Here is a 20,141-nt window from a genome sequence, read left to right on the forward strand (position 1 = left end):
GGTCAGGGTTCGACGAAGGACGGTTCGGCGGGCTCGGCCACCGTGTAGTCGCGTTCCCAGCCCTCGTTCTCCAGCTTGATGCTCTGGATGGCCACGGCGTTGGCGTTGGCGTCCAGTTCTGGCAGCGCCACCCACTCGGACACCCAGCACCGGTAGACCTTGTACGCGATGACCAGCTGCCCGGCCTCGTTGTACATCTCGATGATGATGTCCTTGCGGAAGTCCGCCAGGGAGGTCTCCGCGCCCAGCCCGGAGCCGTAGTTCCACACCTTGTTGGCCCACTGCTCGAAGTCCGGGTCGTGGGTGACGCCGCGCTCCAGCATGATCGCGTCGTACTCGGTGCGGCCCGGGGACTTGCGGCTGCTGCTGGGGTCGCCGCCGTGGCGGTGGGTGACCACCTCGGTGCTCCGCTTCAGCGTGCCGATCTTGCTGATCCCGGCGACGTATCGCCCGTCCCACTTCGCCCGGAACTTGAAGTTCTTGTACGGGTCGAAGCGCTGCGCGTTGACCGTGAACTCGGCCATGCCCGCTCCTCCTAGGTCGCCGCGGCCGCGGTCCGCTGCTGGATGCCGATCACCACGAACTCGGCCGGCTTGACGGCCGCGAAGCCGACCAGGATGTTCAGCACCCCCCGGTCGATGTCGTACTGCGTGGTGGTCTCGCTGTCGCACTTGACGAAGTACGCCTCCCGCGGGGTGCGGCCCTGGAAGGCGCCCTGCCGGAACAGGTCCTGGAGGAACCCGCCGATCGACGCGCGGACCTGCGCCCACAGCGGCTCGTCGTTGGGCTCGAACACCACCCACTGGGTGGCCCGCACCAGCGTCTCCTCCAGGAAGAGCGCCAGCCGCCGCACCGGCACGTAGCGGTACTCGTCGGCGAGCACGTCCGCCCCGCGCAGCGTCCGCGCGCCCCAGACCAGGGTGCCGGTGGCCCGGAAGGTGCGCAGGCAGTTCACCGCGTAGGGGTTGAGGTTGCCGTTCTCGCCGTCGGTGAGCGCGAGCGCCGGCCCGGTCACCCCGGCGAGGGCCGCCTCCACCCCGGCGGGCGCCTTCCACACGCCGCGCGCCGCGTCGGTGCGGGCCATCACCCCGGCGACCGCGCCGCAGGGCGCGAACTCGCGGACCGCGCCGTCGCGCAGCGGGTCGGGCCGGCGCACCCGGGGGAAGTAGAGCGCGCCGTTGCGGCCGTTGGCGGTCAGCCCGCGCGCGCCGAGCCAGGCCCGGACGGTGTCGGAGGTCTCGGTGGGCGGCGGGTCGACCAGCAGGAAGGCCCGCTGGCGTACGCAGAAGTCCAGCGCGTCGGCCCACACGGCGTCGTCGAGGGCCTGGTCGGGCACCGACGGCGGCAGGCAGAGCAGGGTGAACAGGTCGGCGTCGCGCAGCGCGTAGATGCCCTGCTTGGTGGCCTCCAGCGCGCCGCCGTCGGTGAACTCGGCGGCGGTCAGGTGGGTGCCGTCGGTGCCGGTGGCCGCCGGGTCGGTGGTGTCCACGTCGTAGCCGCCCGCGTCGGGGCGGCCGGTGCCGGGCAACGCCGGTGCCGCGCCGACCCGGACCAGCCGGGAGGCGGCCAGCACGGTGTCCACCCGGCGCGGCCCGTCCACCAGGGTCACGTTCGGGTACGTCTCGACCAGCACCGGGTTCTCCGCCGGGCCCTCCCGCACGGTCAGGTGGAACAGCTCGTCGGCGTCCACCCCCTGCTGGTCGGCGACCGTAGCGGCCTCCTCGCCGCTCGCGTGGGTCACCTCGGCGTGCAGCGCGTTGCCCCAGCCGCCCGGCCCGAGCGCGTCGAGGGTGAGCGCCCCGTTGAGGTCGAGTTGCGCGCTGGTGGCGTCGCGGGCCAGCCGGACGATCACCGCCTGGTTGCCGCCGTTGAGGTAGAAGTCGCGCACCGCGTAGCCGAGGCCGCTGTCCCGCCACAGGCCGCCGAAGGTGCGTTCGAACTCCGCGTACGAGGAGATGGCCACCGGCACGTCGACCGGCCCACGCAGCGCCCGCCCGACGAACGCGGCCACGGCCGTGGCGACGCCGGTGATAGTGCGACTGCCGCCGGGTATCTCCTGGATGTAGACCCCGGGATGGCTGAGCGTTGCCGCCATGACGACTCCTCGACTCCACGGGCGTGCCGTACGCCGCTGGCGCGACTGTGCCGCCCGCCCGTCACCGCGCCGTCACCCGGCCGTGTCGGCCCGATGTCGGTGGCTGCCGCTACCGTCCGCGCCGTGACAGCGCCACTGTGGGACCTCCGGACGATCGCGGGCGCGTTCCACGGAACGGCCCTTCAGGACCATCCCGTGGAGGAAGGGATCGGCGGCGCCGTCCTCGTCGGCGATGTGGATCCGGGCCGCCTGCTCGAGGCCTGGCGCGCGGCCCGGACGGCCGCGCCGGTCACGGGCCGGTGGCCGGTGTTCACTCTGCCCGGCGACCTGCACCACGAGCCCACCGCGGTCGAGATCGACGACCTGGAGCGGGCGGCGCGGGAGGTCGACCCGTGGACGGTGTACCGGCGGCACCGGGACGAGCATCCGATGGAGCCGTGGCAGGTCGAGAGCTACGTGCGGACCTTCCTTGGTGCCGAGCGGCTGCCGCTGGCCGACGGACTGCTGACGGTGCCCACGAGCGAGGCGGCCCTGGACCGGTGGACCTACGAGACCCTGCTGGCGGACCCGGCCCTCGCGGAGAACGCGCGCCGCTGGTATGAGTCGCTCGTCGGCACCCGCACCTGGCACCCGGTGCGCGAGGCGCAACTGGTGTTGCTGCCCACGACGTCCCCGTGGCTCGCGCCCGCCTGGATCGGCTATTTCGGCGCGAGCTTTCCCGGCGGGCCGGAGGCGTGGGCCGCGGCGATGCGGCAGTGGCACCGGCACTGGGGGGCCGAACTGGTGGCCGCCTTCAGCACCACGCTGCAGTTCGTCGTGTCCCGGCAACCGCAGCCGGGCATGCCGGCCTGGGAGCTGGCCGGTCAGCTCCTCGCCGTCGGCGGCAGCCTCCAGCACGAGCAGTGGCAGCTCGCCATGGCCGTTGCCCGCAGCGACGCCTGGTTCCTGCACGACCGTCCCTAGTACGGCCGCCGCCGTCCAAGATGACGCTGGCGGTGCGGGGTAGCCGCGGCGCGGCACCGCGTGATCGTCTGTAGGCCGTCCATGGGCCCGTGCGTAATGCTCCAGGTGGTGCGGTGCGTCGGGTTTTCTCCAAGACGCGTCGCGTGGAGTGCAGATCCGCTGGGATGGGCGAGTGATGGCCGATCGGCGATGGGGACGGGGACACGCGGTAAGGCTGCTGCGCGGCAAGGAGAGCGTGCAGCAGGCGACCTACGTGGAGTTGTTCTTCGACCTGGTGATGGTGTTCGCGCTCAATCGGTTGGTGGCGTTCGCGGCGCCATCGGTGGGCGGCGGCGACCTGGCGGCGCAGTGGACCGCGATCGGACGCATCTTGTTGCTGTTCATGCCGCTGATGTGGCTGTGGATCATCACTTCGTACATCACCGCCCGGTTCGACCCGCGGGCCGCCCACACCCAGTGGACGATCGTGGTGACGGCGTTCGCGCTGCTGGTCATGGGAGCGACGGTGCCCCACGCGTTCGGCGGTGCGGGAATGACCTTCGCGGTGGCGTACGTCCTCGCTCAGGTCAGCCGCGCGATGGTCTTCGGTTACGCGCTGGGCCGGCACGCGCTGGCCCGACTGTACTTTCGGGCCTTGATCTGGTTCCTGGTGGCCGGGGTGTTCTGGATCGGCGGGGCGTTGACCTCGGGTGGGACGCAGGCCGCCTGGTGGCTCGCGGCGGTCCTAGTTGATCTCGGCTCCGCGTGGCGGGGATGGCCGGTACCAGGCCTGGGCAAGGGGCGAGCGACGGCATGGGCCACCGCGCCGCGCCATCTGGCGGAACGGTACCAGCAACTGCTGCTGATCGCCCTGGGCGAAACGATCCTCGCTGTCGGCGTCACCTACGCCACCGGGCTCGGCCGTGTCGGCGGCTACCAAAGCTTCGGCCTGCTGCTGGCGTTCCTCACGACCGTCCTGCTATGGCGCATCTACTTCCACAAGGCCGGCCAACTTCTCGGCGACGCCGTCGCCGACGCCGAGGACCCGGCCGGACTGGGTCGCTTCGCCGCGTCCGCCCACGTCGTGATGATCCTCGGCATCGTGGCAACCGCCATCGGCCACGAAATCGTCCAAACCCACCCCGTCAAACACAGCTACCCCACGTGGCTGATCATGATCCTCGGCGGGCCGGCCTGCTACCTCACCGGCCGGGGCGCTCTGGAACGGGCCGTCTTCTCCCGAGCGTCCCCGCACCGCTGGATAGGGGCCTTGGCCCTCCTGCTGGCAGTCGTACCACTGACCGCCGCGCCGCCACTAGCCGCCGCGATCACCGCCACCGTGATCCTGGGCGGCATCGCAGCCATCGACACCCGCCGCTCGGCCCACCGCCCACCGGAACAACCCCGACCCGGCGACCGAACAACCGGGTGGCCGCCGCGACGCCTCTAACACGACAGGCTGCCGGTCGTGATCAGTGCTGAAGTGCGAGCCGCGAAACGGTGGCGGGCCCGGCGCGGTCGCCAGGTGGCACGGTGACGCGGCGGGCACGGGCCGGTGACGGACAGGCGGCAGGCTGGGCCGGCCCGCGCACCAGACTCCCGCTCCGGAGGCGCTCCCGTGACAGCCCCTGACCCCGACCGCGGTGGGGTGGTGGTCGTCCGGGTGTGGTTCGAGGACCGGCCGGACGAGCTGGGCTTCCGCGCCCTGGTGACAAGCTGCGTCGACCTGGCCGGCGGCCGGCCGGAGAGCCGGGCGGTGACCTCGCCGGACGCGGTCGTCGAGGTGGTGCGCAGCCGACTGGTGGAGATCCTCACCGGTCACCGAGCGCGGTGACACCCACCGCCCGACCGAGGGAAGGACCATGACCGAGAAGATCAACTGGAGCCTCCAGGTGCGTGTGGCCCACGGGCCGCAGATCGCGGCCACCGGCGTCGTCGACGTCGAGGCGTACGACAAGGTCTCGGTCGAGATCGCGGCCGGGGAGAGCCAGCAGGTGGACCTGGTGCCCGCCGGCACCGAGCGGGTGGGCATGGTGCTGATCGTGCCGGCCACGCCCAGCGCCGACCTGTCGTACGAGATCGACGGCACGGCGATCGCGCTCGACGGCGCGCACGCCTTCCTCGGCACCGGGGCGGCCCGGCTGCTCGGCGCGGACCCGGCGAGCCTGACCTTCACCAACGACACCGCCGAACCGGCCCGGCTGGACATCCTGGTCGGCCGGGACGTCACCCCGTGAGGGCCGCCGCGATGTGACGCCGGGGTGACGCAGCGCGTTCTACCCTGCCGGGGTCAGGCCCGCGCCGCAGGGGAGGTCCCGGATGACCGCCGACTTCGTCGACGCCCTCGTGGCCGACCAGCCGGCCGGGTCCGGTCCGGTGTTGCGGCTGCTCGGCGACGTCCGGGTCAGCCACGGTTCCCGCTGGTACGACGTGCCCGAAGGCAGCAAGCGCCTGCTCGTCTACGTCGCCCTGCACCGCCGCCGCCTCGACCGGGGTCATGCCGCCGCCACCCTGTGGCCGGACGCCCCGGACGCGCGCGCGGCCGGCAACCTGCGCTCGGCGCTGTGGCGGCTCAACCAGGCGCACGTCGGGCTGATCGGGGTGGACCGGCACCACCTCGCGTTCCGGCCCGGCGTGCTGGTCGACATCGACCTCGTCACGGCCTGGGCCGCCCGGTTGATCGCGGGCCGCCCGGCCGGCGCCGACCTGTCCGCGCTGCCCACCGGCGGGGTCCTGTTCGACCTGCTCCCCGGCTGGTACGACGACTGGGTTCTCACCGAACGGGAGCGGGTCCGCCAGCGGGTGCTGCACGGGATGGAGGCGATGAGCCGGCACCTGGTCACCACGGGCCGCTGCGCCGAGGCCGTCGAGGTGGCGCTGACCGCCGCCGGGGCGGAGCCGCTGCGGGAGAGTGCCCAGCGGGTGCTGCTGGAGGCGCACCTGGCCGAGGGGAACTGGGTGGAGGGCCGCCGTGGCCTGGACAGCTACCGCCGGCTGCTGGCCCGGGAGCTGGACATGGAACCCGATCCGCGCCTGGGCGAGCTGCTCGACGCCTATCCGCGCGCCCGGCCGGCGGCCACCGCCGACCGCGAGCGCGCCTCCTCGATCAACGCCATGAGCTGAGGCGAGGGCCGGACCCCCAGCTGCTCGGCGAGCAGCCGGACCACCAGGTCGGCGTGGCGCAGCGCGTCGCTGACGTTCCCGTCGGCCAGCATCGCGGTGAGCACCAGCCGGTGGCCGCTCTCCCGCAACGCGTCGGCGGCGACCGCCTCCAGCGCCCAGCCCAGCCCGGCGGCCGGGTCACCGGCCCGGATCGCGGTCCCGGCGGCGTCCTCCAGCGCCCGCAGGGCCCGGTGGCGCAGCAGTTCCCGGTGCATGAGCACCCAGTCGTCGTACCAGCCGGGGAGCAGGTCGGGGCAGCCGTCGGCGGCGTGCCGGCGCAGGAACGCCGGGTCGACCGGGCCGCGCCCCGCGAGACAGCGGGTGTCCACCGCCACCCCGGTGGCCAGCGCGAGCGCGCCGGTGGAGTCGGCGAGCAGGCCGGGTGCGGCCTTGCGCAGCCGCCACAGCGCCGTGCGCAGGTCGGCCGAGGCCCGTTCCTCGGGCTTGCTCGCCCACATCGACCAGGCGGTGCGGGCCCGGTCCGAGGCGCCGCGCACGGCCAGGAAGGCCACCAGCCGCTGCGCGGTCGCCGGCAGGGCGACCGGCTCGCCGTCGCGGTCGAGCGCGAAGCCGCCGAGCAGCCGCAGCCGCCAGCCGGCCCGGTGCGGGGGTACGGCCTCCGGCGCTGTTCCCGTGGTGATCCACACGTCGGCGCTCCGCTCTGTCCGGGGTGTGGGGCGGAGGGTCATCTTTCGAATACCGCAGGTCGCGGGTCCCCGGGAACGGGCCTGTCGGTGGCCGGACATCCCGTTCGTCCACCCGGTCCGGCGACCGGTCATGATCGGCGGCCGGGACCGGCCGAACGGCTGCCTCCGGGAACGTGCGCGTCGGGGGAGCGGCGGTTGGGCAAAGTCGTTGGCGAACCGCGTGGGCTGGCCTATGGTGGGCGGATGTACCCGGCCGGGCTGCTGTCCACGACCGCCGTCACCACGGCGGCGTTCGCTGCTGCCCGCGGCCGGCGTCCCGAGGCCGTGCCCGCCCGTCCGGCGGGCAGCCGCTCCGTCGCGCCCATCCACGGCCTGCCGAGCCCGGTCCCCACCGACCGTGGCCCACCCGGATCCCGTTGATCCGCGTACGGCCACCCAGGGCGAAGCCATCCGGCTTCGGCCCTTTTTCTTTTCCTGGAAGGGGATCCAGATGGGCACCGACCTGCACGACGACCGGCTCACCCGGTTGCGGGCCACGCTGACCGACGACTTCGCGGCGCAGACGGCCCGGTTGACCGAGCTCACGGCGGACACCGGCGACCCCGGCGAGGCGCACACCCGGGCGGCGCTGATCGTCGCCACCCGGCAGAGCCTCGGGCAGATCGGCGACGCGCTGCGCCGGATGGCCGACGGCGGCTACGGCCGCTGCGAGCGGTGCGCCGCGCCGATCCCGGTGGAGCGCCTGGAGGCGCTGCCGCACGCCCGCTTCTGCGTGCCCTGCCAGCAGAAGCACGGCTGACCCGGCGGGCGCCGGGCCGTCACCGTACGGCCCGGCGCTCCGGCAGCCGGCGCCCGAGCCAGTCCAGCAGGACGCGCTCGTACTCCGGGCTGACGCCGGTCAGGTCGTTGCGTCCGTCATTGGTGGGCGCGTGGTCGCAGCCGGCCAGGCGGGCCACGGTCAGCTCCGCGTCGCGTGCGGCCCGCCGCCACACGGCCAGGCTCTGCTCGATCGGCGTCCACCCGTCGGTCTCGCCGTAGCAGAGCAGCACCGGGCCGGACAGCTTCGCGAAGACCGGCTCCGGGTCGAAGTCCATGTCGACCCAGGTGCCCGGAGCGTCGGGCAGCTCGCGGGGCAGGTACACCAGCGGGAACCAGGGCCGCCGCACGGCCACGTCCAGCTCCGCCTGGGCGGTCGCCCGGGGCACGTCGCCGCGCAGGAAGCCCTCCGCGACGCCGCGCAGCCGGTCCAGTTCGGCGAGGTCGGCCGGGCCGTACCCGTGTCGGCGCAACTGCTCGGCGGTGCCGTAGCGCATCTGCACGGCGGGGCTGACCCCGCTGCACCCGAGCAGGACGAGGAAGTCCACCGGGCGCCGGGTGGCGGTCAGCGTCGCCGCCCACGCGCCCTGGCTGAACCCCCACAGTCCGACGGGCACGTCCCCGACCTGTCGGCGCAGCACGTCGAGGGCCGCCGTCGCGTCGTCGGCCTGCGCCGTCAGCGGCACGTCGTGCCCGTTCACCCGGGGCCGTCGGTCGTAGCGCAGCACCGCGATCCCGGCCGGTGGCAGCAGCCGGGCCAGGTGCTCGTACAGGAAGTACGACCGCCGGTCGGCGTGCGAGCCGTGCAGCACCACCAGGCCGCCGCGCGGCGGCCCGGCCGGGACGTCCAGGGTCGCGGGCAGGTCGAGCTCACCGACGCGCAGCTCCATGCCGGCAGTCAACCACGCCGCACGGGCTGCCGGCCGCCCCGCCGATCGTCGCTCGTCGGCCGGGCTGCGTACCCTGGCCCGGTGACCCGTCGTGACCGTGGAGACCGCCGATGACCAGCCCGCGCACCGTCCGCACCGCCCGTCCCGCCGACGTGGCCGCCCTCGTCGATCTGGTCGAGTCGGCGTACCGGGGGGAGCGGAGCCGGGCCGGCTGGACCACCGAGGCCGACCTGCTCGCGGGGCAGCGCACCGACCCGGCCATGGTGGCCGAGGCCGTGTCGAGCCCGGGCGGGACGGTCCTGGTGGTAGAGGACGGCACGGAGATCGTGGCCTGCTGCCAGGTGGAGCGCCGCGACGACCACGTCTACTTCGGTATGTTCGCGGTGGCCCCGGGGCGGCAGGGCGGCGGGCTGGGCCGGGACCTGCTGGCGGAGGCCGAGCGGCACGCCCGGGAGCAGTGGCACAGCGGCGAGATGCGGATGACCGTGATCACGCAGCGGGAGGACCTGATCGCCTGGTACGAGCGGCGCGGCTACGTCCGCACCGGCGAGCTGAGCCCGTTCCCGTACGGCGACGAGCGGTTCGGCCGGCCCCTGCGGCCGGATCTGGCCTTCGAGACGCTGCGCAAGAAGCTCGGTTGACCGAACAGGTCGCCGACCACCGTCGGCGGCCGTTCACCGACCGCGTGTCGGGCCGTCCGTCGTCGGGCGCAACCGCCGGACGAGGTGGAGAACGCCCTGGTGGACTGCCACGCCCACGCCGGTGTTCAGCAGCGCCAGCCCGGACGCGGCGATCAGCCCCGGCCCGATGTCCATCGCCCCGGTGGCGACCAGCAGGGCGGGCCAACCGGCGGTGGCGACCGGCAGCGGCAGCCACCACCAGCGCCCGAGCAGCAGGCCGAGGAGGATGAGGCTCGGGATCATGGCCCGGGCCTCGACTGCGGCGGCGCGTCGGCGAGTTCGGCGATCACCTCGGCGTGGCAGCGCTCCGGCACGCACCAGCAGCCGAGGCGGCGCCCGCGTAGGTCGGGCAGCAGCGCGAGCAGGTCGGGCCGGCCGAGCAGGTACGCCCGGTACTTCTCGATCACCTCGTCGCGGGTGCCGTCCGGGCCGGGCCGGTACGGGCTGGACAGCGGGGACTGCGGCAGCCGCCAGCCGCCGCGGGACATGGCTCGCCCGACGTAGACCACGTCGGCGTACGCCGGGTCGTCGCGATGGCCCTTCAGGTTGACGACGGTGGTTGCCCGCATGGCCGCGCTCCTCCGCTGCTTCCGTTCGAGCCACCAGTGTCGCAGCACCGGTCCGGTCAGCCGCCGGTCGCGGGCGCCGGGCCGGTGGAGTCGCGGACGATCAGCGTGTGACCGGTGGACCGTCGGCGCGGCCGGGTCGACCGGGGCTTCAGCGCGAGGGTCAGCGCCATCCGCCCCATCTCGGTCATGGGCAGCCGGACGGTGGTGAGGCTGGGCGCCAGGTCGGCGGCGACGGAGACGTCGTCGAAGCCGACCACCGACACGCGCTCGGGCACCGGGATGCGCCGCGACCGCAGCACGGACAGCACGCCGATGGCCATCGCGTCGTTGAGCGCGATGATCGCTGTGCTGTCCGGGTGGTAGTGCAGGATCCGTTCGGTGGCCACCCGGCCGCCGTCGCGGGTGAAGTCGGAGTGGACGACGGCGAGGTCGTCGGGGGAGTGCCCGTGCGCGGCGAGCGCGGCGGTCACCCCGGCGAGCCGGTCGGCCACGGTGGTCAGGCCGGGGGTGCCGGCGGCGACGGCGATCCGCCGGTGGCCCAGCCCCAGCAGGTGGGCGCCGATGTCGCGGCCCCCGGCCTCGTTGTCCGGCACCACGGCGTCGACGCCCAGGGCGTGCCGTCCGATGACGGCGACCCGCCCGCCGGACCGTTGGAAGCCGGCGAGTTCGGCGCGCGCCTCGGCCTCCACGCGCGGGTCGTCGTAGCCGGAGCCGGCGATGAGGATGATCCCCACCTGCTGGGCGATGAGGTGCCGCAATTGGCGCAGCTCGTTCTCCGGGTCGCGTCCGGAGTGGGCGATCTGGACCAGCAGGCCCTCCTCGGCGGCGACCTGGAGCACGCCGCCGGCGATCTCGGAGAAGTACGGGTCGTCGATCTGGTGCACGATCAGGCCGACGGTGGTGCTGGCGCCGCCGGCGAGGGTGCGGGCGTACGGGTTGGCCACGTACCCGAGTTCCAGGGAGACCTGGCGGACGTGCCGGGCCACCTCCTCGCTGACACCCTCCCGGCCGGCGAGGGCGCGGGAGGCGGTCGCCAGCGAGACGCCGGCGCGTTCCGCCACGTCGACGAGGCGCAACCGTGGTCCGGGTCGGGGCATGGGAACTCCTGGCAGGCATTGATCCGCGCCGTGCTCTTGCGTGTGGCGTAGGGCACAGCATAGGGTACGAAAGCGCTTACGTAAGCGCTTTCGTAAGCGCGCCGCCGCCTCGACCGTCCGGCCGGCCCCACGGCGGACCGTCCTGTCCCGACACACTCCGACTCCACATCCGGGCACCGATCCACGCCCGGTACGTAAGCGCTTTCGTCACCGCCACCACCGCACCGACGAAGGGAGCACCTCCCCATGAGAAGACACTCACGCGCCGCCGTCGCGGCCACCGCCCTGCTGGCGCTGGCGCTGACCGCGGCGGCGAGCCCGGCCCAGGCCGACCGGCCCGGACCGCACGACGTCCACCCCGCCCTCCGGCAGCACCTGGTCGCCTTCTACGACTTCGACCACCCGGTGGTCGGCGACCCGGCGCTCGAGCGGGACCTGGGCCGGTCCGGCACCGAGATCGAGCTGGTCAACGGCGGCGCGGCCATGCGGGTGCCCGACCGGGCGTACAAGGGCAGCGGCGACGCGCTGCAGACCCGGCAGGTCAACCCGCAGGCCGCCGGCAACGACGACTGGAAGGCAGGCATCTGGTCCTCCAGCGGCGTCCGCACGCTGCGCGCGTTCAGCGGCGCCGAGGGCACCACGGTGATGGGCTGGTTCAAGCGGGAGATGGACGGCCCGTCGCTGAACTCCACCACCGCCAACCCGACCGACCGGTTCAACGCCATCGGCCTGGCCGGCGTGCTGACCGGCGACTCCGACGGGCACGGCGTGCGCGCCCTGCTGGAACTCATCGACGTGGGCGGCGAGCTGCACCTGGTCGCCCTCGGCCGCCGCGTCGACGGCGGCGCCTCGCAGACCTTCGCCGCCAACGAGGACTGGCGGACCCTGCTGCCGAAGGGGGAGTGGGTGCACCTCGCGGCCACCTACGACTTCACCAGCGGCACCATGGCGCTCTACCGCAACGGCGAGCCGGTCGACGGCTTCTACACCACCGCCGGCGACCCGTGGCAGCTCAACGGGCCCGGCCCGCACGTCACCAGCGCCACCGACGCGCGCGGCATCAAGATCGGCGGGAGCTTCCCGCAGAACAACCTGGAACGCAACCCGTGCGACTGCCGCATGGACGGCCTCATGTTCCTCGACAGCGTGATCCCGGCGAGCGACATCGCCAAGCAGTACCGCTACATGGCCCGCTGACCGTTCCTCGGATCGTCCCACCGAGAAGGAGAACCGCGTGTTCATTCGCGCTGGCAGCACCGGCAGGCTCCGCAGAGCCGCGCTCACCGCCGGGGTCACTGCCGCCACCCTCGTCATGTCCACCCTGGTCGCCGCCCCCGCGCGGGCCGACGGCGCCGTCTACGACCCGATCCCCGAGTCGCAGATCCAGTCGCGGCTGGGGCTGGTGCTCCAGGAGTACGCGAGCTTCCCGCAGTCCACTCCGAACCCGGCGCCGGTCGACGCGCGGCTGGTGCGCAAGGCCCGGATCAACACGATCAGCGAGCTGCCCGACGGCTCCGGCCGCCGGGCCGTGCCGGACCTCAACGGCAACCTCTACTTTGTGGAGAACGGCACGCCGCACGTCTACCTGGACCTGGCGGCCACCTTCGCGCCGCAGTTCTTCTCCGGACGCGGCCTCGGCCAGGGCTTCGGGTACGTCGCCTTCCACCCCGAGTTCGGGCGCAACGGCCGCTTCTACACGATCCACACCGAGCAGGCGTCGCTGGCCACCCGGACGCCGGACTACGCCCAGCCGAACACCATCTACCAGGCCGTGATCACCGAGTGGACGGCCAGCGACCCGGCCGCCGACACGTTCGCCGGCACCCACCGCGAGGTGCTGCGGATCGGCTTCGGCGGCCAGATCCACGGCGTCCAGGAGATCAACTTCAACCCGACCGCGAAGCCGCGCGACCGCGACTACGGGATGCTCTACCTCGCCGTCGGCGACGGCGGCCAGGGCGCCCGCAACGGCGACCCGCAGAACATGGGCATGCCGCACGGCAAGCTGCTGCGCATCGACCCGCGCGGCACCAACGCGCCCAACGGCCGGTACGGAATCCCGGCCGACAACCCGTTCGTCGGGCGGGCCGGCGCGCTCGGTGAGATCTACGCGGTCGGCTTCCGCGACCCGCACCGGTTCAGCTGGGACCGGGCCACCGGCCGGATGTACCTGGGCCACATCGGCGAGCACGCCATCGAGTCCATCTACGAGGTCCGGGCCGGGGACAACTTCGGCTGGAGCGAGCGCGAGGGCAACTGGGTCTTCGACAAGACCGCGACCAACCCCTGCGACAAGCTCTACCCGCTGCCCGCCGACGACGCCAAGTACGGCTACACCTACCCGGTCGCCGCGTACGACCACGACCCGGCGGCGAACTGGAACTGCACCTCTGACGTCGGCGTCGCCGTGGCCGGTGGCTTCGTCTACCGCGGGAAGTCCGTGCCGGCCCTGAAGGGCAAGTACGTCTTCGGCGACCTGGTCGACGGCCGGGTGCTCTACACCGAGGCGAACGAGATGCGCCGCGGCGCCGGGCTCGCCCCGATCCACCGGCTCGCGCTGTACACCACCGCCGGGGACCTGGTACGCATGCAGGACCTGTCCAGCCCGGGCGCGCCCGGCGACCCGAACCGGGTCGACCTGCGCTTCGGCACCGACACCGCCGGTGAGCTCTACATCGTGGCCAAGGCCAACGGGAAGATCTGGAAGGTCGTCGACACGAAGACCGTGGCGGAGGGCAAGGTGGGCCACACCAAGGTCGTCAACACCGCGGGCGCGCAGAACTGGACGCCGGTGACCCCGTCGAAGTGGCGGTTCGAGGGCGACCAGGTGATCCTCGCCGAGGCCGGCGTGAGCCGCCCCGGCCCGCGCCGCCCGTTCGAGTACGCCATCCTCGACAAGGGCCCGGCCTGGTCCTCGGTCCAGATCGACGCCCGGGTGCGCCTCGACGAGCCGGTGGAGGTCACCAACCGGGACGTGATCATCGTCTTCGGCTGGCAGTCGGACACGCAGTACTACTACGCGCACCTGTCCACTGACAACACGATCTACCCGCACAACGGCATCTTCAAGGTCAACAATGCCGACCGGGAGCGGATCGACCACCAGTGGAACGGGCGCTCGCGGGGCGCCAACCCGGCGATCACCGACGCCGACTGGCACAAGGTGCGGGTCGTGCACCTGCCCGCCACCGGTGAGATCGCCGTCTACGTCGATGGGCACAAGGACCCGCTGCTGACCGCGAAGGACACCACCTTCACCTCCGGTCGGGTCGGCTTCGGCTCCTTCGACAACATCGGCCGTACCCGTCAGTTCACCGTGACGGGCTCCCCGGCCTGAGTCGAGGAGCGGAGGGGACGGCGGCCGGGTGCCGCCGTCCCCTCCGGCGCTTCGGTGGCTGGGCGGCCGAGACGGCCGGCGTGATCGCGGTGGCGGGCCGAAGCCGTCCGCCGCGGTCAGAATGTGGCGATCGGGTTGACCGGGCTGCCGGACGTACCGGCGAACCGGACCGGCGCGACGGCGAGCTGGAAGTCCCACTGGCCGAGCTCGGCAGCGGCCGTCGCACACACCTCCAGGTCGCAGTTGTCGAGCATCCACAGACCCATCGCGACGAGGCTCACGGCGTGGACCGGCATCAACACGTCCTCGTACCCCGACGGCTGAACGTCCTGGGGGGTGTCAGCGCCGATCAGCGCGACCTCCCGCTCATGCAGCCACGGCAGGCAGGACGCGTGCCAGCCGGCCTGCGTGAAACCGCTGGCCTCACCGGTCTCGTGCCGGGAGCGGCCGTAGCCGGTGCGCAGGAGCACCGCATCGCCGGGTCGCACCCGCACACCCTGGCGACGTTCGGCCTCCTCGAGATCGTCGGGAAACACACCCTGCCCCGGTTCCAACCACGGCACGCCGCGGACCCTCGCGATGTCCAGCAGGACGCCACGCGTGACGATCCCGTTCGCCGCCGCCGTGACGGCGGCCCAGGCCGATCCTGTTGCGGCGTCGACCAACGAGTGCGACCGCCCGTTGTACATCGTGCCGTCCCAGAAGAGGTGGCACGGCGAGTCGAGGTGGGTGATGGTGTTGCCGTGGAACGTGATGCCGAGCCGCTCGGACGAGAAGCCCCAGCGCCGGTCGGCATGGAAGGCGGCCACCGGCATGTTCTCGGCCCCCGGCATGTCGGCGGCGCACGGGCACGTCGTCGTCGACCGCTCCATGTCCTTCGGTACGGCAACCTCCCAGGCGCACGACACGCTCCTGCCGTGGCGCACTGCCCGCGCCGCCGCCAGCCGGACGTCGTCGGTGATGTGGTTCAGAGTCCCGAGCTCGTCGTCGTCGCCCCACCGTCCCCAGTTCGACAGCGTCCGGAAGTACCCGAGCACGTCGTCCTGGGTGGGCATCGGTCGCTCTGCTGCCATCCCCAGCTCGACTCCTCCGGTCACGTAGTTCGAGGCGGCGCGGGTAAGGTGTCCCGCCCTCTCCTTTGACCTGCCAAGGCCCGCTGAACTGGCAAGACAGTACATCAGCGGGCCGGCAGTCGGCCGGTCAGAAGGTCGGGTAGGGCCACGACCAGTGGTGGCAGGTGACAGGTATCGCCGGCAAGTTGTTGTCTGAGCTCACACTGCCTGGGCGGCCATACTTACCGTCGCTCGGTGTGGCGTCGTGCCGGCTGCGACGGTGAACGGGTGGCGCAGTCGATGCATCGCCACCTCGCCGCAGTCGGATGCACGAGGCGCGGGCTTCTCTTCCTCCGCGGTGGGCGGTGAAAGAAACTGTGCCATGGAACCGCAGGTCGGAGCAGGGGTCGGGCCGCGGAAACGCGGAGCGCCGGCGACCGGGTGCGGGTCGCGGCTGAACCCGCCGGGGACCGTCGCCGGGTGGCCGTCTGGCGTGCGCGGTGACGTGGTGATCACGGTCATGCTGTGCCTTCCTCGAACGGCGCGTCGCAGAGAAGGCACGGGCCGCAGGCCACGGGACATCGCAAAAACGAACCTGAACAAGATGAGGGATGAAATGCCGAACGGCGGCCTGCTGAACCAGTCAGGCCGCCGTTCGGTAGAGCGTGGATCAGAGCGGGCGGATGTCCGACGCCTGCGGGCCCTTCGGGCCCTGGGTGATGTCGAACTCCACCCGCTGGTTCTCCTCGAGGTTGCGGAAGCCGCTCGCGGAGATCGCCGAGAAATGGGCGAAGACGTCGGCGCCGCCGCCGTCCTGGCTGATGAAGCCGAAGCCCTTGTCGCCGTTGAACCACTTCACGGTGCCTGTAGCCATGTCTGCTCCTTCGCAGGCTGTTGAAGACCGCATGGTGCGGACTCGCGCTGCCGCGTTGATCAGCCGCGCCGGGAACGACACGAAACGAAAAAAGCGCCTGGATGGGTTTTGGTGAACCCATCAGGCGCCGAAACGTCTACGGAATCAAAACTGCAACCGGGCGACCATAACACAGAATCCGTCGATCTACGCCACTCATGCGCGCGGCCGGTCACAGCACGGCACCGCGAGGCGCAACTTCGATCGCCGCGACGCCCCGGCCGTAGAGCACGACGAGCCGGTCACCGTGTTTGGTGCGCAGCACTCCCGAGTCCTGCGCCAGTGTCGAGATCACGTGTTCCACGAGATCGTCCTCGTCGGAGACTCCCGGTTCGTCGTACGTGAGGTCCATGCGGTCACCACCGATGAGCCGGACGCGTAGCACCGTAGTTGCCATGTCGTAAGAAGCTAGCGGATCAGGGATGCCAGAGGTCGTGTCGATCCTCGCCGAGAGGGAGCCACGCTCATCGCTGGAGTCACCTCCCTGAGCTGCAGCGGCACCGCTGCGGGTAGTGGGCGTAGAGTAGGCGGTGGATCAGTTCGTCAACATCGTTGGCGGGCCAGCGCCCACCGGGCGTGCTGCCCAGGTATCGGCAGTGTCCCCAGGACAACGTCGAGGTGTAAGGGCGGAGTGTAGGCAGACCATCCGATCGCCACGAACACTTCAGTGCGCTGACGGACAACGCCGCGTCCGTTGAAGGCGACGACCAGCGACGCCGTGAGGCAAATGATCATGACCGGAGGCATGGCTGGCGTCCAGTGGTGGGTCATCCCCTTCAGGCGCCCTTCGGGAAACGTCTGGCTGGCCCGACCGAGCAGCACCGACCACTCAGGAAAAGGACATGACTTTCGTGTTAGCGCCGCCCACGGTCTCTCCGTCACCAATGCGCGAGCCCACCAAGACCCTCCGCGAAAAAGGGGCAGACAGTTTTCAGGCCGCGCTCGCCGCGGTTCTGGCCACCGGGCTGGAGAAGGCTCTTGAAGCGGGTGACCACCCGAGAGCGATCAGCTTCATCAACCGCGGCTTCGCAGAAGGAAGTCCGCAGATGGGCTGCGACCTCCTCTGCCGGGCAATTGCGGTCGTCGGGACAGCCCGGACGTGGACGGTGCAGCTCGCGCCCCTGCGTCACCGTAGCTCCCTGGATTGACGCAGCCCACCGCGCTGCGAATCGCTGCTGCAACGAGTACCACCCGGCGTTCCGCGACGCCTTCACCGACCCATGCCGGCTTTCTGGCCAGGGCGGATGCCCGCACGGCGCTGGCGATCGGTTACCAACAACCGGTCGCCTGGGCCGTCGACGAGCGTTGGCCGAAGAACACCGAGCCCACACGACGTCGCACCGGCCACGCCGTCAGCACTACGAATTACCCGTCGACATCATGAGAACGACAATCCAGGCAGCGGCCGAGGCCTTCGCGCCCCCACGGCCCGATCATCGCGATGATCAATAGGCCATGACCAGGTGCACCATCTCGGAGAGTCGACGCTCCGCAACTGGAGAAAGCCACGCAGCGGGTGGGCGCAGGCACATTCGACCGCTCGGCACCAATCTTCAGTGGCAGCAACGGTGTTCGCTGCCCGTGGGTGCCGTCGCGCCGAGGTCGTCGTCACGGCCAGCGGCGAGGCGCGACCACTGCGAGGTTGGCCGAGCGTCGAGCCACCCGAAGAGCCGGTCGCCGTCCTGCTCACCACGACGGATGCCCTCCTCGCCGCCTTCGGCCGCGAGGACCTGGCCGGGCTCGTAGCGGCCGGCGCGGTCATCACCGGCGATCCCGAGGTCGTCCGCCATCTCGTCGCGCGCGTGCGGGTTTCGGCCTCCACAGACAAGTCCTCAAGCGGCACCTCTGGCCATGGAGGGCGGGCGGATCGCCGCCAGGGGTGAACCAAAACCACACGCGGCATGGATGTCCTGCAGATCTGGGAGCCGTCGATCCCCATCGTCACGGGCATCGGATCGGACGTCTGCGAACGCTTCGGTGGGCTCGTCGAGCTTCTCGGCACTGACCTGGCCCGAGCGCGCACAGCGCGCCTGGGTGCCTTCGCCGCCGTCCGCGAGGGGAAGCAGTCGTACGTCGTCGCTGGGCCGGTGGGCCAGCCAGCCGTTGGCCAGGGCCCGGGCCGCGTCGTCGGCGGCGAGCAGCCCGCCGCCCCCGTTCACAATTTGGGCATGGAGTTCTTCTGTTACCACCGCGACCGGCCCGGCTCGACGGCCCTGCGCAGGAATTTGCTGGAGGAGCACTGGGCCTACATGGACCGGTACGCGGCGAAGATGATCGCCCGCGGCCCGACCTTCGCGGCCGACGGCACGACCCCGAGCGGCAGCGTGCACATCCTCGACCTGCCCGGTCCCGCCGCCGCCCGGGCGTTCGCCTTCGACGAGCCCAACTACCAGGCGGGCGCCTACCGGGACGTGCTCCTGCGCCGGTGGCGCAACCTGCTGGGGCGCACCATGTGGGACTTCCCCGGGGGCCGGACCGGCGGCAACCGCCACCTGGTGCTCGGCCTCGGCGCGGGTCAGGCCGCCGACCTCGCCGCGCCGCACGACCGGCACGACCTCATCGCGTACGGGCCGCTGCTCTCCGACGACGGCGCCACGTGGCTGGGCACGGCGGCGCTGGTCGAGGCCTCGGACCCGGACGAGGCCCGCGCCGTCCTGACCCCGGACCGGTACGCCGACATCGAGGTGCACGACTGGGCGTTCGGCGGGCGGCCGGACGCGCATCTCCCCAGGTGAACCGGGTCTCATCTCCAAGATCAAGACCGCCCTGTCGACCTCGTGCCGTGCCCGTGCGCCCCTCTACTCGCCGCACCGCGCGGTGTGCCCCCGCCACCTGATCCGTCTCTGGACCAACCCTGCCGACCGACCCGGGTGATGAGTTGTCGCGCCCGCAGCCGTCACACCTACGGCGGGACACGACGAGACGGAAGGATGACGTGATGAGTGCGGACACGCGGCTGGAGGAGCTGGGCGTGAGCGGTCTGGGCGAGGTCGGCGAGCCGGCGTTCTCGGGGTTGGCGGAGCGGCACCGGCGGGAGTTGCACTTGCACTGCTACCGGATGCTCGGGTCGTTCGAGGACGCGGAGGACGCCGTGCAGGAGACGTTCCTGCGGGCCTGGCGGCGGCGGGAGACCTTCGAGGGGCGGTCGACGTTCCGGGCCTGGCTGTACCGGATCGCCACCAACGCCTGCCTGGACCTGCTCGCCAAGCGCCGACCGGAGCCCGCGACCGGCGGCGAGGTGCGGTGGCTGCAGCCCTACCCGGACCGGCTGCTCGACGAGCTGCCCGCGGGCGACGCGGACGAGCCGGAGGCCGTCGCCGTCGCGCGGGAGACGATCGAGCTGGCGTACCTGGTCGCGGTCCAGCACCTCGCGCCGCGCCCGCGGGCCGTGCTGATCCTGCGGGACGTGCTCGGCTGGCCGGCGAGGGACGTCGCGGAGCTGCTCGGGGACTCGGTCAACTCCGTGAACAGCGCGCTGCAGCGGGCCCGCGCCGGCATGCGGGAGCACCTGCCCGCCGAGCGGCAGGACTGGACCGGGAGCGAGGAGGACGCCGGGACGCGCGAGCTGGTGCGCCGCTTCACCGCGGCCAGCGTGGCCACGGACATCCCGGCGCTCGCCGCGATGCTGCGGGACGACGTCCGCTGCTCGATGCCGCCCACGCCGGGCCTGCACGTCGGCCGCGACGCGGTGGTGAACGACTGGATCGAGGACGGCTTCGACCGCATGACGGGCCTGCGCGGCGTCGCCACGTCCGTGAACCGGCAGCCCGCCGTCGCCTTCTACCACTGGCGGGAGCGGGAGAACGCGTACCTGCCGCTGACGATCGACGTCCTGCGCGTCACCGGCGGGGCGATCACCGAGATCACCATCTTCCACGACGACCAGTTCCCGCGGCTCGGGCTGCCGGAGCGACTGCCGGCGGACGGCACGGAGTAGCCCC

The 20,141-nt window shown here is 72.2% G+C and carries 24 protein-coding genes; 12 read left to right on the forward strand and 12 right to left on the reverse strand.

All coding sequences use genetic code 11. The annotated features are described in order from the left end of the window. Positions 1-2: 2 nt before the first annotated feature. Together ABZS80_RS22575 and ABZS80_RS22580 are read right to left on the reverse strand one after the other, a co-directional pair. Positions 3-524, reverse strand: coding sequence for a phage tail protein (locus ABZS80_RS22575; protein WP_262285740.1), 522 nt, complete (start codon positions 522-524; stop codon positions 3-5). Between the two features lie 11 nt (positions 525-535). Further along, a complete protein-coding gene (locus tag ABZS80_RS22580) occupies positions 536-2,095 on the reverse strand; it encodes a phage tail sheath subtilisin-like domain-containing protein (RefSeq protein ID WP_355058688.1) in 1,560 nt (519 codons plus the stop codon). Positions 2,096-2,218: 123 nt separating this feature from the next. On the opposite strand from ABZS80_RS22580, the gene ABZS80_RS22585 reads away from it, so the two are divergent. From ABZS80_RS22585 to ABZS80_RS22605, 5 genes are all read left to right on the forward strand, one after another. Next, positions 2,219-3,058, forward strand: a complete 840-nt coding sequence (locus tag ABZS80_RS22585) for a DUF4253 domain-containing protein (RefSeq protein WP_355058690.1) — start codon at positions 2,219-2,221, stop codon at positions 3,056-3,058. A 235-nt stretch (positions 3,059-3,293) separates the two neighbouring features. Further along, positions 3,294-4,487, forward strand: coding sequence for a low temperature requirement protein A (locus tag ABZS80_RS22590; protein ID WP_355058692.1), 1,194 nt, complete (start codon positions 3,294-3,296; stop codon positions 4,485-4,487). Between the two features lie 168 nt (positions 4,488-4,655). After that, a complete protein-coding gene (locus ABZS80_RS22595; RefSeq protein ID WP_355058694.1) occupies positions 4,656-4,871 on the forward strand; it encodes a hypothetical protein in 216 nt (71 codons plus the stop codon). A gap of 28 nt (positions 4,872-4,899) precedes the next feature. Continuing rightward, positions 4,900-5,274 carry a hypothetical protein gene (locus tag ABZS80_RS22600; RefSeq protein ID WP_355058696.1) on the forward strand — a complete coding sequence of 125 codons (375 nt, stop codon included), beginning with the start codon at positions 4,900-4,902 and terminating at the stop codon, positions 5,272-5,274. An 82-nt stretch (positions 5,275-5,356) separates the two neighbouring features. Next, positions 5,357-6,160, forward strand: coding sequence for a BTAD domain-containing putative transcriptional regulator (locus tag ABZS80_RS22605; RefSeq protein ID WP_355058698.1), 804 nt, complete (start codon positions 5,357-5,359; stop codon positions 6,158-6,160). Here ABZS80_RS22605 and ABZS80_RS22610 read toward each other — a convergent pair. Further along, positions 6,091-6,846 (reverse strand): BTAD domain-containing putative transcriptional regulator, encoded by a 756-nt coding sequence (locus ABZS80_RS22610; RefSeq protein ID WP_355058700.1) that lies wholly within the window; start codon positions 6,844-6,846, stop codon positions 6,091-6,093. The genes ABZS80_RS22605 and ABZS80_RS22610 overlap by 70 nt on opposite strands. Positions 6,847-7,336: 490 nt before the next feature. On the opposite strand from ABZS80_RS22610, the gene ABZS80_RS22615 reads away from it, so the two are divergent. Beyond that, complete coding sequence (locus ABZS80_RS22615) at positions 7,337-7,645, forward strand: TraR/DksA C4-type zinc finger protein (protein WP_355058702.1); 309 nt, start codon at positions 7,337-7,339, stop codon at positions 7,643-7,645. 19 nt (positions 7,646-7,664) lie between these two features. Here the strand turns inward: ABZS80_RS22615 and ABZS80_RS22620 are convergent, their stop codons facing one another. Then, the gene (locus ABZS80_RS22620; protein ID WP_355058704.1) at positions 7,665-8,552 is read right to left on the reverse strand and encodes an alpha/beta hydrolase; all 888 of its coding nucleotides are present in this window, start codon (positions 8,550-8,552) and stop codon (positions 7,665-7,667) included. Between the two features lie 110 nt (positions 8,553-8,662). Between ABZS80_RS22620 and ABZS80_RS22625 the strand changes: the two genes are divergently transcribed. Continuing rightward, the gene (locus ABZS80_RS22625) at positions 8,663-9,193 is read left to right on the forward strand and encodes a GNAT family N-acetyltransferase (RefSeq protein WP_355058706.1); all 531 of its coding nucleotides are present in this window, start codon (positions 8,663-8,665) and stop codon (positions 9,191-9,193) included. A gap of 33 nt (positions 9,194-9,226) precedes the next feature. Here ABZS80_RS22625 and ABZS80_RS22630 read toward each other — a convergent pair whose 3' ends face one another. From ABZS80_RS22630 to ABZS80_RS22640, 3 genes are read right to left on the reverse strand one after another with little or no spacing between them, the layout of a single operon-like run. Further along, the gene (locus tag ABZS80_RS22630; protein WP_355058708.1) at positions 9,227-9,475 is read right to left on the reverse strand and encodes a hypothetical protein; all 249 of its coding nucleotides are present in this window, start codon (positions 9,473-9,475) and stop codon (positions 9,227-9,229) included. Continuing rightward, positions 9,472-9,801 (reverse strand): DUF4326 domain-containing protein, encoded by a 330-nt coding sequence (locus ABZS80_RS22635; protein ID WP_355058710.1) that lies wholly within the window; start codon positions 9,799-9,801, stop codon positions 9,472-9,474. Before ABZS80_RS22635 ends, ABZS80_RS22630 begins: the two co-directional genes overlap by 4 nt. A 56-nt stretch (positions 9,802-9,857) precedes the next feature. Then, entirely contained in the window at positions 9,858-10,898 is a 1,041-nt protein-coding gene (locus ABZS80_RS22640; protein WP_355058712.1) for a LacI family DNA-binding transcriptional regulator, read from the reverse strand. Positions 10,899-11,144: 246 nt separating this feature from the next. Between ABZS80_RS22640 and ABZS80_RS22645 the strand changes: the two genes are divergently transcribed. Both ABZS80_RS22645 and ABZS80_RS22650 read left to right on the forward strand, forming a co-directional pair. Next, complete coding sequence (locus ABZS80_RS22645) at positions 11,145-12,095, forward strand: LamG-like jellyroll fold domain-containing protein (RefSeq protein WP_355058713.1); 951 nt, start codon at positions 11,145-11,147, stop codon at positions 12,093-12,095. A gap of 37 nt (positions 12,096-12,132) precedes the next feature. Then, positions 12,133-14,235, forward strand: coding sequence for a PQQ-dependent sugar dehydrogenase (locus tag ABZS80_RS22650; protein WP_355058715.1), 2,103 nt, complete (start codon positions 12,133-12,135; stop codon positions 14,233-14,235). Positions 14,236-14,351: 116 nt separating this feature from the next. Here ABZS80_RS22650 and ABZS80_RS22655 read toward each other — a convergent pair whose 3' ends face one another. From ABZS80_RS22655 to ABZS80_RS22665, 3 genes are all read right to left on the reverse strand, one after another. After that, the gene (locus tag ABZS80_RS22655; protein WP_355058717.1) at positions 14,352-15,290 is read right to left on the reverse strand and encodes a cyclase family protein; all 939 of its coding nucleotides are present in this window, start codon (positions 15,288-15,290) and stop codon (positions 14,352-14,354) included. 667 nt (positions 15,291-15,957) lie between these two features. Beyond that, a complete protein-coding gene (locus tag ABZS80_RS22660) occupies positions 15,958-16,161 on the reverse strand; it encodes a cold-shock protein (protein WP_355058719.1) in 204 nt (67 codons plus the stop codon). A gap of 211 nt (positions 16,162-16,372) precedes the next feature. Beyond that, on the reverse strand, positions 16,373-16,597 hold the full coding sequence (locus ABZS80_RS22665) for a hypothetical protein (protein WP_355058721.1): 225 nt from the start codon (positions 16,595-16,597) through the stop codon (positions 16,373-16,375). 487 nt (positions 16,598-17,084) lie between these two features. Here ABZS80_RS22665 and ABZS80_RS22670 point away from each other — a divergent pair, with 487 nt between their 5' ends. Further along, positions 17,085-17,348: a hypothetical protein gene (locus tag ABZS80_RS22670; RefSeq protein WP_355058723.1), complete on the forward strand. Its 264-nt coding sequence runs from the start codon at positions 17,085-17,087 to the stop codon at positions 17,346-17,348. Between the two features lie 405 nt (positions 17,349-17,753). Here ABZS80_RS22670 and ABZS80_RS22675 read toward each other — a convergent pair whose 3' ends face one another. Together ABZS80_RS22675 and ABZS80_RS22680 are read right to left on the reverse strand one after the other, a co-directional pair. Continuing rightward, positions 17,754-17,990 carry a hypothetical protein gene (locus ABZS80_RS22675; RefSeq protein ID WP_355058725.1) on the reverse strand — a complete coding sequence of 79 codons (237 nt, stop codon included), beginning with the start codon at positions 17,988-17,990 and terminating at the stop codon, positions 17,754-17,756. A 42-nt stretch (positions 17,991-18,032) separates the two neighbouring features. Continuing rightward, a complete protein-coding gene (locus tag ABZS80_RS22680; protein WP_355058727.1) occupies positions 18,033-18,440 on the reverse strand; it encodes a glycerate kinase in 408 nt (135 codons plus the stop codon). Here ABZS80_RS22680 and ABZS80_RS22685 point away from each other — a divergent pair. Further along, a complete protein-coding gene (locus tag ABZS80_RS22685) occupies positions 18,369-18,935 on the forward strand; it encodes a YciI family protein (RefSeq protein ID WP_355058729.1) in 567 nt (188 codons plus the stop codon). The genes ABZS80_RS22680 and ABZS80_RS22685 overlap by 72 nt on opposite strands. 203 nt (positions 18,936-19,138) lie before the next feature. Beyond that, entirely contained in the window at positions 19,139-20,137 is a 999-nt protein-coding gene (locus tag ABZS80_RS22690) for an RNA polymerase subunit sigma-70 (protein WP_355058730.1), read from the forward strand. Positions 20,138-20,141: the final 4 nt, after the last annotated feature.

The organism is Micromonospora sp. NPDC005305 (assembly GCF_040607315.1).
Classification (GTDB): domain Bacteria; phylum Actinomycetota; class Actinomycetes; order Mycobacteriales; family Micromonosporaceae; genus Micromonospora.

Bases quoted from the DNA above. Each gene is read 5' to 3' on its own strand.
- ABZS80_RS22575 (WP_262285740.1), bottom strand. From the start codon at position 524: ATGGCCGAGTTCACGGTCAACGCGCAGCGCTTCGACCCGTACAAGAAC.
- ABZS80_RS22580 (WP_355058688.1), bottom strand. From the start codon at position 2,095: ATGGCGGCAACGCTCAGCCATCCCGGGGTCTACATCCAGGAGATACCC.
- ABZS80_RS22600 (WP_355058696.1), top strand. From the start codon at position 4,900: ATGACCGAGAAGATCAACTGGAGCCTCCAGGTGCGTGTGGCCCACGGG.
- ABZS80_RS22605 (WP_355058698.1), top strand. From the start codon at position 5,357: ATGACCGCCGACTTCGTCGACGCCCTCGTGGCCGACCAGCCGGCCGGG.
- ABZS80_RS22615 (WP_355058702.1), top strand. From the start codon at position 7,337: ATGGGCACCGACCTGCACGACGACCGGCTCACCCGGTTGCGGGCCACG.
- ABZS80_RS22620 (WP_355058704.1), bottom strand. From the start codon at position 8,552: ATGGAGCTGCGCGTCGGTGAGCTCGACCTGCCCGCGACCCTGGACGTC.
- ABZS80_RS22625 (WP_355058706.1), top strand. From the start codon at position 8,663: ATGACCAGCCCGCGCACCGTCCGCACCGCCCGTCCCGCCGACGTGGCC.
- ABZS80_RS22630 (WP_355058708.1), bottom strand. From the start codon at position 9,475: ATGATCCCGAGCCTCATCCTCCTCGGCCTGCTGCTCGGGCGCTGGTGG.
- ABZS80_RS22635 (WP_355058710.1), bottom strand. From the start codon at position 9,801: ATGCGGGCAACCACCGTCGTCAACCTGAAGGGCCATCGCGACGACCCG.
- ABZS80_RS22640 (WP_355058712.1), bottom strand. From the start codon at position 10,898: ATGCCCCGACCCGGACCACGGTTGCGCCTCGTCGACGTGGCGGAACGC.
- ABZS80_RS22645 (WP_355058713.1), top strand. From the start codon at position 11,145: ATGAGAAGACACTCACGCGCCGCCGTCGCGGCCACCGCCCTGCTGGCG.
- ABZS80_RS22655 (WP_355058717.1), bottom strand. From the start codon at position 15,290: ATGCCCACCCAGGACGACGTGCTCGGGTACTTCCGGACGCTGTCGAAC.
- ABZS80_RS22660 (WP_355058719.1), bottom strand. From the start codon at position 16,161: ATGGCTACAGGCACCGTGAAGTGGTTCAACGGCGACAAGGGCTTCGGC.
- ABZS80_RS22665 (WP_355058721.1), bottom strand. From the start codon at position 16,597: ATGGCAACTACGGTGCTACGCGTCCGGCTCATCGGTGGTGACCGCATG.
- ABZS80_RS22670 (WP_355058723.1), top strand. From the start codon at position 17,085: ATGCGCGAGCCCACCAAGACCCTCCGCGAAAAAGGGGCAGACAGTTTT.
- ABZS80_RS22675 (WP_355058725.1), bottom strand. From the start codon at position 17,990: ATGGCGGACGACCTCGGGATCGCCGGTGATGACCGCGCCGGCCGCTAC.
- ABZS80_RS22685 (WP_355058729.1), top strand. From the start codon at position 18,369: ATGGAGTTCTTCTGTTACCACCGCGACCGGCCCGGCTCGACGGCCCTG.
- ABZS80_RS22690 (WP_355058730.1), top strand. From the start codon at position 19,139: ATGAGTGCGGACACGCGGCTGGAGGAGCTGGGCGTGAGCGGTCTGGGC.